General features: G+C 69.6%; 11 protein-coding genes. 7 read left to right on the plus strand and 4 right to left on the minus strand.

The annotated features are described in order from the left end of the window. The first annotated feature begins 27 nt into the window (after window positions 1-27). Complete coding sequence (locus tag ACWW1C_RS24845; protein WP_455980732.1) at window positions 28-1,746, plus strand: DEAD/DEAH box helicase; 1,719 nt, start codon at window positions 28-30, stop codon at window positions 1,744-1,746. A 3-nt stretch (window positions 1,747-1,749) separates the two neighbouring features. On the opposite strand, the gene ACWW1C_RS24850 is transcribed toward ACWW1C_RS24845, so the two are convergent. Continuing rightward, complete coding sequence (locus ACWW1C_RS24850) at window positions 1,750-2,565, minus strand: HAD-IIA family hydrolase (protein WP_455980733.1); 816 nt, start codon at window positions 2,563-2,565, stop codon at window positions 1,750-1,752. Between the two features lie 67 nt (window positions 2,566-2,632). Here ACWW1C_RS24850 and ACWW1C_RS24855 point away from each other — a divergent pair, with 67 nt between their 5' ends. From ACWW1C_RS24855 to ACWW1C_RS24875, 5 genes are read left to right on the plus strand one after another with little or no spacing between them, the layout of a single operon-like run. Beyond that, window positions 2,633-3,553: an SDR family NAD(P)-dependent oxidoreductase gene (locus ACWW1C_RS24855; RefSeq protein WP_455980734.1), complete on the plus strand. Its 921-nt coding sequence runs from the start codon at window positions 2,633-2,635 to the stop codon at window positions 3,551-3,553. Between the two features lie 4 nt (window positions 3,554-3,557). Continuing rightward, entirely contained in the window at window positions 3,558-4,745 is a 1,188-nt protein-coding gene (gene moeA / locus ACWW1C_RS24860; RefSeq protein ID WP_455980735.1) for a molybdopterin molybdotransferase MoeA, read from the plus strand. A 29-nt stretch (window positions 4,746-4,774) separates the two neighbouring features. Further along, window positions 4,775-5,503 (plus strand): phosphatidylserine decarboxylase, encoded by a 729-nt coding sequence (locus tag ACWW1C_RS24865; RefSeq protein ID WP_455980736.1) that lies wholly within the window; start codon window positions 4,775-4,777, stop codon window positions 5,501-5,503. Next, window positions 5,500-6,390: a CDP-diacylglycerol--serine O-phosphatidyltransferase gene (pssA, locus tag ACWW1C_RS24870; RefSeq protein WP_455980737.1), complete on the plus strand. Its 891-nt coding sequence runs from the start codon at window positions 5,500-5,502 to the stop codon at window positions 6,388-6,390. Before ACWW1C_RS24865 ends, pssA begins: the two co-directional genes overlap by 4 nt. Further along, a complete protein-coding gene (locus tag ACWW1C_RS24875) occupies window positions 6,387-8,612 on the plus strand; it encodes an AAA family ATPase (protein ID WP_455980738.1) in 2,226 nt (741 codons plus the stop codon). Before pssA ends, ACWW1C_RS24875 begins: the two co-directional genes overlap by 4 nt. Here the strand turns inward: ACWW1C_RS24875 and ACWW1C_RS24880 are convergent. Continuing rightward, window positions 8,609-9,187, minus strand: coding sequence for a TetR/AcrR family transcriptional regulator (locus ACWW1C_RS24880; RefSeq protein WP_455980739.1), 579 nt, complete (start codon window positions 9,185-9,187; stop codon window positions 8,609-8,611). The genes ACWW1C_RS24875 and ACWW1C_RS24880 overlap by 4 nt on opposite strands. 98 nt (window positions 9,188-9,285) lie before the next feature. Here ACWW1C_RS24880 and ACWW1C_RS24885 point away from each other — a divergent pair, with 98 nt between their 5' ends. Next, a complete protein-coding gene (locus tag ACWW1C_RS24885) occupies window positions 9,286-9,912 on the plus strand; it encodes a hypothetical protein (RefSeq protein WP_455980740.1) in 627 nt (208 codons plus the stop codon). Here the strand turns inward: ACWW1C_RS24885 and ACWW1C_RS24890 are convergent. Both ACWW1C_RS24890 and ACWW1C_RS24895 read right to left on the minus strand, forming a co-directional pair. Beyond that, window positions 9,875-11,389, minus strand: coding sequence for a zinc ribbon domain-containing protein (locus ACWW1C_RS24890; protein WP_455980741.1), 1,515 nt, complete (start codon window positions 11,387-11,389; stop codon window positions 9,875-9,877). The genes ACWW1C_RS24885 and ACWW1C_RS24890 overlap by 38 nt on opposite strands. Then, a complete protein-coding gene (locus tag ACWW1C_RS24895; RefSeq protein ID WP_455980742.1) occupies window positions 11,386-12,729 on the minus strand; it encodes a S53 family peptidase in 1,344 nt (447 codons plus the stop codon). The genes ACWW1C_RS24890 and ACWW1C_RS24895 overlap by 4 nt, the downstream gene beginning before the upstream one ends. Window positions 12,730-12,837 lie beyond the last annotated feature (108 nt).

Here is a 12,837-nt window from a genome sequence, read left to right on the forward strand (position 1 = left end):
GCCCTTCGACCAAGGAGGAGTCTTCGGGTGCGGGCATATGCAGCGCCCAGCACCCAGGCTTTGCGGGGCTGGCAACGTCGGGCTTTGGTGCGGTATCTGACCGCCAAACCCCGGGATTTTCTTGCTGTCGCGACCCCTGGCGCAGGTAAGACGACTTTCGCTCTGCGGATCGCCGGCGAGTTGCTGACCGAGCGCACCGTCGACCAGGTCGTGGTCGTCGTCCCGACCGAGCACCTCAAGACCCAGTGGGCCGAGGCGGCAGCGCGTGTCGGCATGTCCCTGGACCCCAAGTTCAGCAACTCGACCGGCCAGACGTCGTCGGACTACCACGGCATCGTCGTCACCTATGCCCAGGTCGCGAGCCACCCGACCAGGCACCGGGTGCGCACGGAGAACCACAAGACGCTGGTGATCTTCGACGAGGTCCACCACGGCGGCGACGCGAAGAGCTGGGGCGAGGCCATCCGCGAGGCCTACGACGACGCGACCCGGCGGCTGTGCCTGACCGGTACCCCGTTCCGGTCGGACGACAGCCCCATCCCGTTCGTGCAGTACGAGCCCGACGGCAGCGGCCATCAGCAGTCGGTGGCCGACCACACCTACGGTTACTCCGACGCGCTCGCCGACGGCGTGGTGCGCCCGGTGGTGTTCATGGCCTACTCGGGTGAGGCCCGCTGGCGCGACAGCGCCGGCGAGGAGCACGCGGCCCGCCTCGGCGAACCGCTCACCGCCGAGCAGACCGCCCGGGCCTGGCGCACCGCGCTGAACCCCGAAGGTGAATGGATGCCCGCGGTGATCGCGGCGGCCAACAAGCGGCTGGGACAGCTGCGGCAGAGCATCCCGGACGCCGGCGGCATGATCATCGCCACCGATCAGACGACGGCCCGCGCCTACGCCAAGCTGCTGCACACCATCACCGGCGAGGAAGCGACGGTCATCCTGTCGGATGACCCGACCGCGTCGGCGCGCATCTCACAGTTCTCCGAGGGCTCCAGTCGCTGGCTGGTCGCGGTCCGCATGGTGTCCGAAGGTGTCGACGTGCCGCGGCTCGCGGTCGGCGTCTACGCCACGAGCGCGTCGACTCCCCTGTTCTTCGCGCAGGCCATCGGCCGGTTCGTGCGCTTGCGGCGCAAGGGCGAGACGGCCAGCATCTTCCTGCCGTCGGTGCCCAACCTGCTGGAGCTCGCCAGCGAGCTGGAGCGCGAACGCAACCACGTGCTGGGCAAGCCGCACCGCGTGTCCGACGGGCTCGACGACGAACTGCTCGAGCAGGCGCAGAAGAAGGAAGACGAGAAGTCGGAGCTGGAGAACGGCTTCGAAATGCTCGGTTCCGACGCCGAGCTGGATCAGGTGATCTTCGACGGCTCGTCGTTCGGTACCGCGACGGAAGCGGGCAGCGACGAGGAAGCCGACTACCTGGGTATCCCGGGGCTGCTCGACCCCAACCAGATGCGCGATCTGCTGAGCAAGCGCCAGGACGAGCAGCTGCAGAAGCGCAGCGCCAAGGCCGCTGCCACCGGTGCACCGCCCCAACCCATGACCACGCACGGTCAGCTGCGCGAGTTGCGCAAGGAGCTGAACCTGCTGGTGGCCGCCTTCCACCACCGCACCGGACGGCCGCACGGCTGGATCCACAACGAGCTGCGGCGCCGCCACCCCGGCCCTCCGGTGGCCGCGGCGACCCGCGAGCAGCTGCAGGACCGCATCTCCGCGATCCGGAACATGCAGCGCGAGCTGACCGCCTGACAGCTAGAGCCCGAGCAGCTCCGGCAGCTCAGCCACCGAATCCACGACGTAGTTCGGCTGCATCGCGAATTCGTCTGCGGCCCAACGGTCCAGCGTGTCCTGCCGGAACTTGCCGGTGCGCACCAGCACACCGGTCATCCCGACGACCTGGGCGGCGAGGACGTCGTTGTTGAGGTCGTCGCCGACCATGTACATCTCTTCGGGTTCGACGCCGAGCCGCGCGGCCGCGGCCAGGAACCCGGCGGGCGCGGGCTTGCCGACGGCGGTGCCCTGATGGCCGGTGGTCTGTTCCAGGCCGGCCAGGTAGAGCCCGGTGTCCACCCGCAGCCCATCGGCGGTGGTCCAGGCGTTGCTGCGATGCATGGCGACCACGGGAACCCCGCGCGCCATCCAGTCGTACACCCAGCTCAGGGTCAGATGGGTGTATTCGGGTCCCGCGCCACCGAGGAGCACCACGTCGGGTGCGTCAGGCTGCTGCGGGCCAGCGAAGTCGGAGGCATACACCAGGTCGACGCCGGGCATGTCGGCACCGATCTGGCCGTTGTTCACCAGGAAACATCGGGCGCCCGGGTAACGGTCGCGCACGTAGTCGGCGGTCAGCACGGCGGCGGTCACCACCTCGTCGGCGGCGACATCAATGCCTGCCGCACAAAGCAATTCGGCGATCTGGTGGCGGGTCCGGGTGGTGGTGTTGGTCAGGAACGAGCGGGCGATCTGACGCTCTTCCAGCACCCGCAAGGTCTCGGCCGCACCGCCGATCGGACGCCACGAGGTCACCAGGACACCATCGATGTCGAAGAGGACCCCGCCGATTGCCATGGTGCCGACAGTAAACGCCCGCCGCTCCCGCGCAACTCAGGCGGTCCGCTCGGTAGTGTCTTCGGCCATGACGACCAAATGGACCGCCGACGATGTGCCGGACCAGACGGGTCGGGTGGCGATCGTCACCGGCTCGAACACCGGGCTGGGTTACGAGACGGCGCGGGTATTGGCGGGCCGGGGCGCGCGCGTGGTGATGGCGGTGCGCGACACCGCCAAGGGCGACGACGCGGCCGCCCGGCTCCGGGCGAGCACCCCGAACGCCGACGTCGTCGTGCAGAAGCTGGACCTGGGTTCGCTGACCTCGGTGCGCGCCGCGGCCGACGACCTGCGGGCGGCCTATCCGCGGATCGACCTGCTGATCAACAACGCCGGCGTGATGTACCCGCCCAAGCAGACCACCGCCGACGGCTTCGAATTGCAGTTCGGCACCAACCACCTGGGCGCGTTCGCGCTCACGGGCCTGCTCATCGAGAACCTTCTGGGCGTCCCCGGCTCGCGGGTGGTGACGCTCGGCAGCATCGCGCACCGCATCCTGGGGAAGATCGACTTTGCCGATCTGCAGTGGGAGAAGCGCCGTTACAACCGCGTCGCCGCCTACGGTCAGTCGAAGCTGGCCAACCTGATGTTCGCCTACGAGTTGCAGCGCCGGCTCGTGGCCACGAACGCCGAAACCATCTCGGTCGCCGCGCATCCCGGCATCTCCAACACCGAGTTGATGCGCCACATCCCCGGCTCCGGCCTGCCCGGCTTCAACCAGATCAGCGGACTCGTCGCGAACAGCCCCGAGGTCGGCGCCCTGGCCACCTTGCGCGCGGCCGTCGACCCGCAAGCCCGCGGCGGCGAGTACTACGGCCCGTCCGGTTTCCTGCAACTGGTCGGGCATCCGGTGCTGGTCCGGTCGACCGCCCAGTCACACGACGCGAGCATCCAGCGCCGCCTCTGGGCAGTGTCCGAAGAGCTCACCGGCGTCACCTTCGCGATCTAGCGTCATGCGGACCGTCGAGCAACATCAGCAGGTCGTCGCCGGGTTGATCAGCGCCCGGCCGGCCGTCACCGTGCCGCTGGCCGACGCCCTCGGGCTGGCCCTTGCCGAGGACGTGGTGGCCCCACTGTCGCTGCCCGGCTTCGACAACTCGGCGATGGACGGTTACGCCGTCCTGGCCACCGACGTGGCCACCGCCTCTGCCGAGAATCCCGTGAAACTGCCTGTCGCCGAAGATATTCCGGCCGGTCGCACCGACCTGTTGACGCTGGCACCCGGCACTGCGCACCGGATCATGACCGGCGCGATGCTGCCGGCCGGGGCCACCGCGGTGGTCCAGGTCGAGGCCACGGACGCGGCGACCGACGTCGTGTCGATCTACTCGGCGGTCGCCGAAGGCCGGAGTATCCGGCGCGCCGGCGAGGACGTCACCGCCGGGATGACGGTGCTGTCGGCCGGCGAGGTGCTGTCCCCTGCAGCCCTGGGCCTGGCCGCGGCGCTGGGCTTCGCGGAGCTGAAAGTAGTTCCGCGGCAACGGGTCCTGGTGCTGTCGACCGGAACGGAACTGGTCACGCCGGGCACCCCGCTGCAGCCCGGCCAAATCTACGAGTCCAACGCCGTGATGCTGGCCGCCGCATTGCGGGAGGCCGGGGCGGACGTCGTCACCGCACCCGCGACGTCCGACGACGTCGCGCTGTTCCGCGAAACCCTGGCCGGTCATGCCAAGAACGTCGACCTGGTCGTGACCACGGGCGGCGTCAGCGCCGGCGCGTACGAGGTGGTGAAAGACGCTCTCGCCCGTGACGTCGAGTTCGTGAAGGTCGCGATGCAGCCCGGCATGCCGCAGGGCGCCGGCACCGTGAACGGCACGCCCATAGTCACCCTGCCGGGCAACCCGGTCTCGGCGCTGGTGTCGTTCGAGGTGTTCATCCGGCCGCCGCTGCGCGCCGCGATGGGCCTGCCGGCGCAGCGGCCGCGCCGCTCGGCGACCCTCACCGAGAAGCTGACGTCCCCCGCCGGGAAACGCCAGTTCCGCCGCGGCGTGCTCGGCCCCGATGACGAGGTGAGCAGCTATGGCCCGCCGGCCTCGCACCATCTCCGGTGGCTGGCGACGGCAAACTGCCTGCTGGACATCGGCGAGGACGTGGTCGAATTACCGGCTGGATCGCCCGTGCCCGTCTGGGATCTCAGTTAGAGCCCCGCAAACCGTAGAATCGAGTCCCCATGGCCAGACCTGCGCGCCCCCCAGCTGACACTCCAGAGTCCGAACTGTCACGTTTCGTCGACCTGGTCCGTTCCACCGTTCCCCCGGTTCACCCGGCCGGCCTGCCGTTCATCGGCGGTGCCCTCGGTGTCGCCGCGATCGGCCACCGTAAGCGCTGGCTTCGGGCGGCCGGTCTCACCGCGGCCGCCGCGTGCGCCGGGTTCTTCCGGCATCCGCCGCGGACGCCACCGAGCCGGCCCGGCGTCGTCGTCGCCCCTGCCGACGGCCAGGTGACGCTGATCGACGAGGCCGTCCCGCCCGCCGAGCTGAACCTGTCGGACGAGCCGCTGCCGCGGATCAGCATCTTCCTGTCCCTGTTCGACGCGCATGTGCAGCGTGCGCCGGTGGCCGGTGAGGTGATCACCGTCAAGCACAAGCCGGGCCAGTTCCTGTCCGCCGACAAGGCCGAGGCCAGCGAGGACAACGAGCGCAACAGCATCTGGTTGCGCACCGCCGACGGCCATGACGTCGTCGCGGTGCAGCTCGCCGGTCTGCTGGCCCGTCGCATCGTGTGCAACACCCACCCGGGTGCGCACCTGGCGCTCGGCGAGACGTACGGCCTGATCCGGTTCGGCTCCCGCCTGGACACCTACCTGCCCAAGGGTTCGGTGATCGGTGTCGAGATCGGGCAGCGCGCCATCGGCGGCGAGACGGTGCTGGCAGACCTGCCGAGCGGGTCGCCGGCATGAAACCCCGGATCAAGACTCCGCAGGTGAGCCTGCGGAAGCTGGTCCCCAGCGCCCTGACGGTCGCTGCCATCTGCCTCGGTCTGTCGGCGGTCAAGTACGCCCTCGACCACCGCCCCACCGAGGCCATGGCGCTGCTGGCGGGAGCCGCGATCCTCGACGCGCTCGACGGCCGCGCGGCCCGCATGCTGAACGCCACGTCCAAGATGGGCGCCGAGATCGACTCGCTGGCCGATGCGGTGAACTTCGGGGTGGCGCCGGCGTTCATCGTGTACGCCACGCTGCTGGAGCACAACACCTCGCCGCTGGCGTGGATCGTGGTGCTGCTGTACGCGGTGTGCATCGTCCTGCGGCTGGCACGTTTCAACGCCATGCTCGACGTGGAGGGCCCGGCGTTCGAGAAGGAGTTCTTCACCGGCATGCCGGCCCCGGCCGGCGCGATCGGCGCCATCGGCCCGCTGGCGGCCAAGATGCAGTTCCCCGGCCCATGGTGGGATTCGCACTGGGGGCAGGTATTCATCTGCCTCTGGCTGATCGGCGTCTCACTGTTGGTGGTCAGCACCGTCCCGATGCGCAAGGTGCACACGTTCGCCATCCCGCCGAACATGGCGTTGCCGCTGCTGGCGCTGCTCGCGATCCTGGTGGCCGCGTCGGTGATGTACGGCTACATCGTGATCCTGGTGATCATCGTCGCCTACGTGTTGCACATCCCGTTCGCGATCCGGACCAAGGCCTGGCTGCGTGAGCACCCCGAAGTCTGGGATGACAAACCCAAGGAACAGCGACAGGCACGCCGCGCCATCCGCCGCGCGCAGCCGCGTCGCACCGACCGCGGGCAGCGCCGCTCCACGGCCCGACTCCGGTTGCGCAGGCCGGGTCCTCGTCGATGACGCCTGCGGACGCGAGGAGCAATCAGGCATACGCCCTGCGGGCCACCTCCGAACCCCCACCGGGCCAATTGCGGCTCACCGCACGGCTCAACACCTCCGCACTCGACGCCCGTCGTGGCGTGGTGCTGCTGCACCCGGAAGCGATTGCCGCCCTGGGTATCCGCGAGTGGGACGCGGTGTCGCTGACCGGCACGCGCACCACCTGCGCGGTGGTCGGCGTAGCCGCCACCGGGACTCCCCCGGGCACCGCGCTGCTCGACGACGTGACGCTCTCCAATGCCGGTGTGCGGGCCGATGCACCGGTGCTGGTGTCACCGGCGACGGTGTACGGCGCCCGGTCGGTCACGTTGAGTGGTTCGCGGTTGGCCAGTGGCTCCATATCGCCCGCGACCTTGCGAATGGCATTGCTGGGCAAGGTGATGACAGTTGGCGACACGGTGTCGCTGCTGCCACGGGATCTGGGTCCGGGTACCTCGACGTCGGCGGCCACCTCGGCGCTCGCCACCCAGGTCGGCATCACCTGGACGTCGGAGCTCCTCACCGTGACGGGTGTGGACCCGGCCGGCCCGGTCAGCGTGCAGCCGAATTCAGTGGTCACCTGGGGTGACGCGACGGTCGTCACCGCGACCACGCAGTCGGTGATCTCGCGAGCGGAAACCGTTGCTGCCCAAACTGTCTCGATCGACGACCTCAAGGGCATGCAACCTCAGGTGACCCGGCTGACCGAGTGGCTCAAGCTGGCCCTGGATGAACCCAAGCTGCTCGAAACGTTGGGCGCCACCGCCAATCTGGGTGTCCTGGTGTCCGGCCCGGCGGGCGTCGGGAAGGCCACCATGGTGCGCGCGGTGTGCAGCGCACGCCGCCTGGTCGAGCTCGACGGGCCGGAAGTCGGGGCGCTGCGGGCCGAGGACCGGCTGGCCGGCGTGGCCGCCGCCGTGAATTCCGTCCGCGATGGTGGGGGTGTCCTGCTGATCACCGACATCGACGCCCTGCTGCCCGCGGTTCCCGAACCGGTGGGCACGCTGATCCTGACCGAGCTCCGCAAGGCTGTCGCCGGCCGGGGGGTAGCTTTCATCGCGACGTCCGCCGTGCCGGACGGCGTGGACGCCCGGCTGCGCGCCCCGGACCTCTGCGACCGCGAACTCGGACTGACCCTGCCCGACGCCGCCACCCGTCGGGCCCTGCTCGAGGTTCTGCTGCGGTCGGTTCCGGCCAAGGAGCTGAACCTCGATGAGATCGGGCAGCGTACACCGGGATTCGTCGTCGCCGACCTGGCCGCTCTGGTGCGTGAGGCCGCGCTGCGAGCGGCCGCCCGCGCCAGCGCCGACGGCGCCGAACCGGCGCTGACCCAGGGTGATCTGACGGGCGCGTTGTCGGTGATCCGGCCACTGTCCCGGTCGGCGACCGAGGAGGTTGCGGTCGGCTCGGTGACCCTCGACGACGTCGGCGACATGGTGGCCACCAAGCAGGCGCTGACCGAGGCCGTGCTGTGGCCGCTGCAGCATCCCGACACTTTCGAGCGTCTCGGTGTGGAACCGCCACGTGGGGTGCTGCTCTACGGGCCACCCGGCTGCGGCAAGACGTTCCTGGTGCGGGCCCTGGCCAGCTCCGGCCGGCTGTCGGTGCACGCCGTCAAGGGCGCCGAGCTGATGGACAAGTGGGTGGGTTCCTCGGAGCGCGCGGTGCGTGAATTGTTCCAGCGCGCACGCGATTCCGCGCCGTCGCTGGTGTTCCTCGACGAGATGGACGCGCTGGCGCCGCGACGCGGGCAGAGCTTCGATTCCGGCGTTACCGACCGCGTGGTGGCCGCACTGCTCACCGAACTCGACGGCATAAATCCGTTGCGCGACGTCGTGGTCGTGGGCGCCACCAACCGACCGGACCTGATCGACCCCGCACTGCTGCGGCCGGGCCGGCTGGAGAAGCTGGTGTTCGTCGAGCCGCCCGACGCCGATGCCCGCCGCGAAATCCTGCGCACCGCAAGCAAATCCATCCCGCTGACGCCCGAGGTCGACCTCGGCGAGTTGGCCGGAGAACTCGACGGCTACAGCGCCGCCGATTGCGTCGCCCTGCTGCGGGAGGCCGCGCTGACGGCCATGCGCCGGTCCATCGACGCCGCCGACGTCACGGCGGCCGACGTCGCCAAGGCCCGCGAGACGGTGCGGCCGTCGCTGGATCCGGCTCAGGTGCAATCACTTCGGGAATTCGCCGAAGGGCGCTAGGACCCCAGCAGACTCAGGACGGCCCGCATCACCGCCCGGACGCGGCGTTCCAGCTCACCGGAATCGGCGCTGTCGAACTTGCCGTCGAGGAACAGGAACGCCAGGCCGTGCACCAGCGCCCAGACGGCGTCACTCAAGGCATCGGGATCGGCGTCCGGGAACACCCGGGTGATGTTCGCCCGCAGGTAGGCCGAGATCGCCTCGACCGCCGCGACCCGCTCAGGGCTCCCGGCGTCGTACTGCTCACTGAACATCGCGCGGAAGAGGGCCGGACGGCGCAACGCGAACTGGACGTAGGCGATGGCGACGTCGGAGATCTCATCGGCGGTCGACGGGGCCGGGCTGACGGCGATCAGGTCCTCGGCCAGTTCGCGATAGCCGACGGCCGCGACGGCTGACATCAGCGCGTCGCGGTCCTGGTAGTGCCGGTAAGGGGCGGCGGCGGTGACCCCGGCGTGCCGGGCGACGGCGCGCATCGACAGCGCCGCGGCGCCCTCCTCCTCCAGCAGTGCCAGCGCCGAGTGCACGAGCGCGGTCCGGAGGTCGCCGTGGTGGTACGTCACTTTCGACGTCATCCTGAGTCCCGCCTCACAAATGTTGACACTGTTTACATTGCCCATTAGAAATGTGAGCAGCGTTTACATCTTACCGACCCGAAGGCAGCCGACCACCGATGACCCAGCACGTCCCCCACCACCACGTCGCGATCCTGGGCACCGGCCCCGGCGCGCTCGCGGCAGTGGTCCGGCTGCACCAGGCCAGGGTCGGCGACGTCGTGCTGATCGAACACGACACCGACGACGTGACCGCATTGCACTGGCAGGCGGACCGGCAGCGCTGGCTCGTCACGGCCGCGAGCGGCGAACAGACGGCAACCCACATCGTCGTCGACTCCGACGCGCTGGCCGACCGGCTGTTCGGCACCGACGGCGTCGCGCTGGCCGAACGCTGGGACGGTGAACCCGCCGCGTATCTGGGGACGTCCGTCCACGGTTTCCCGAACTGCTTCTTGGTGCACGGCCCGAACATCGGCCTGCGACACCGGTCCGGCGAGCAGCTGCTGGAGTGCCAGGCGAACTACATCGCCGCAGCAGTGGCCTACGCCCGCGACTTCGGCTTCGCCGTCGTCGAACCGACACATGCCGCCCAACAGAAGTACGCCGGCTTCCGTGCGAGCGGCGCCGCCGACTTCCGCCGTCGCACGAACCGCTTCACCCCGATCGACCATCGGGTCCAGCGGCCGGTGCGCGAACTCACCGCGGTCAGCGCGGCGGCTCGTCGCGCCACCGAAAGCTGTTGACGTACTTGCCCATATCCGCGGCGAGCTCCAGGCTGGCCCCGGTCGGCGGTCCCGAACCGGGACCGAATTCGCTGAACGGCCCCGCTGCGGCGGCGACGAGCGCCAGATCGTCCTTCACCGCCACCATGATCAGGATGCGGGTCCGCGCCGCGACCACGTTCTGACCATCCGGCCAGTCGTCGGCCGCGACGCCGTATCCCGGCCGGTATCCCACCAACGTGTTGGGCAGCTCGTAGGCCACTCGGGAGTCCGGGAAGGCATCGGTGAGCAGCGTTGTCGTGATGTCCTTGGCGTCGCGTCCCCGGGCCGGTTCACCCCAGAGGCGCATCACCCCGCCACTGCCCCCGGTGTATTGGGCCGTCACGCCGGTGTCGGTCATCGTCACCGAATAAGCGGTGCCCGGCGCCGGATAGGAGACGCTGAACGCACCGTCGGGCGCGGTGAATCTGGGGTTGATCACGACGGGCTTGCCCATCAGCGGGTGACCACAGTTCGGCGGGCACTGATACCGCGCCGTCGGTTGGGTGGTCGCCGCGGCAACCCCGACCAACCCGAGGGCAAGCACCACGATCACCGCGGTCCAGGTCGCGACCAATCGCGGCGCGGACAGTGCGCGCGGGGTGCGTGCCGTTTCGTCGGTATCTTCGTGCCGCAACACCAATCGCAGGACCAGCCGCAGCAGCAGCACGCCGAGGACGGTGAACCCGACGTGCCAGGCCAGCTTCGCCCACTGCGAAATCCCGGCGGAGTCCTCATCACCGAGCCACACGTGCGCCAGTATTGGCACGACCGCGACCAGCAGCACGCGCAACCAGATCCGCCGGCCGTGCGGCCTGAACCACAGTGCGGCGCCGAGCATTCCAGCGCCCGCGGCCGCGGTGATCGGCATGGTGATGCCACGGATCACGGCCTCGATCAGGAAATCGGCCAACGGCTGGTCGTGGTCGATCAGCCCGGAATCCAGCTGGGCGAACATCCGGACAGTCGTGGTGGCGGCCGTTGCACCCAAGGCGCCGGCCGCGCCGATCACATAGCCGTACAACGCCTTTCGGTCGCCTGGGCTGACCACCCGGATGAGTAGTGCGGGGGCGATTACCAGCAGCGCCTCCACCGCCGAGAGGCCGGCTTCGACCGTCCGCAGATGTACTGCGGCCACACCGCTTTCAAGTGGGACACCGTATGCTCGTGCGACCATCGCGCCGGAACCGAAAGCGAACGCGACGCCGAACCCGATGCCCAGGCTCACGCCGACGAGCAGTCGAGTCCGCGCCGATCCCCGGTACTCCAGCTGCCGGACGTACAGCGCGAACAGAAGCGGAATCCCCACGGCCACAGTGGAGATGAAAAGACTCGACAGCCGCAGCGTCGCCGCCGCCGCCAGCCAGGCGACGTAGACGGCAAGACCGATCTGGAACGAGCGGTGGGTGCGCGCCGGAAGGTGGGGAAACAGCGCGCTCACCAATCCGATGTCGCTCATCCGGATGTCCCCTGCGCCACCAGCAGACTGCGCGCCAACCTGTCGACATCGGGTGTACCCAGGCCGGTGACAGAATCGAAGCCGGGGCCCGCCATCGCCACCGCGTTGCCGCCGACGGTCACGTCGTGCAGCGCCGGCAGTCGCCCGGCCCGCTGCACCCGGTACAGCAGTGGATTCAGATCGCCGAGCAGTCGTCCGCCGTGATCGAGCAGGTACTGGTCGATCACCGCGGCCATCCCGGCCCAGACCGGCGCCGACATCGAGGTGCCACCGGCCAGCACCGTTTCGCCGTCGAACACCATGCGCGCGCCCGTGAAGAAATCCGCGACCGCCGAGACGTCGGGGATGAGCCTCTTATTGCGGCCGCGGTCCGACGGCACACCCCGCTGCCAGGCCGGACGATCGAACAACGCGGACACCCCGCCGCCACTGCCGTGGGTCAGCGGCACGTCGAACCAGGCCAGCTCACCGAGCCACTGGCCGTGTTCGTCGGTCGACAGCGTGGTGCCGCCGACGGCCGTCATCTCGGGCACCGAAGCCACCGAATCCAGTCCGATGTCGTCGATACTCGGCGGTGCCGACCAGTCCTGTCCGCCTTTGCATTCCAGCCCGGCCAGGTCGCCACTCGCGTCGAAGGCGGTGGTGCCGCTGCGGTGCGCCCGCGCCAATGCCGAACGCACCGGCGCGAGATCAGCTGCGGTCAGCATCTTGTCGCAACCCCAACCGATCGACAGGCTCCACTCGGCGCCGGGGAAGCGCCGGTCGGCGTCGGCCATCATCTCGCCGATCTTGCGGTAGGCGCCGTCGCCGGACACGGTCGGCCGCGCGTTGACATAGACGGTCTGGGCATCGGGGGCGATGGCGTGGGCCATCTGCAGATCCATCGTCGTTTCGCCGGTGCGCTCGGATGGCATGTCCCCCACCACGATGGGGGTGAAGCGCGGCAACTGGTTCAGTTCGGCGAACTTGTCGAGATCGGATTGGTCGAAGCCGTCGAAACCGAAGATGACGATGGTGCGGCCCTTGCCGGTGTAGCCCTGGTCGGTCAGCGGCATGACGTTGTAGGCCCGGCGCAGATCCTGCGCCGTCAGCCCGCCGGCAGGAACGTCACGGGACACGATCAGCGGCCGCGACTCCCGGAACGGCGTGTAGCCGAGGAGCCTGCCGAATCCGCTCAACTCGGGGAGCAGCGACGGTGGTGGTTCAGGTTGGCTGGTCGCCGCATAGAAAGTCTGCCCGCGGCGCCCGCGGTAGTCGCGGACGTCGACCGCGAGGGCGCCGGCCATGGCGCGCGCCGTGCCCTCGACGGTGGCCCAGTCGTCGCCAGGGCGCCACTGCACCGAAAGCCCTGCGTCCCTTGCCCATTCGATCAGACCGTGGGGCCGGGTGGCATGCGTCAGCGCGGCGGTGAGTTCGACATGCGCGGCCGCCGACGGCCCCAGGTCGAC

It is taken from the genome of Mycobacterium sp. HM-7 (genome assembly GCF_053852335.1).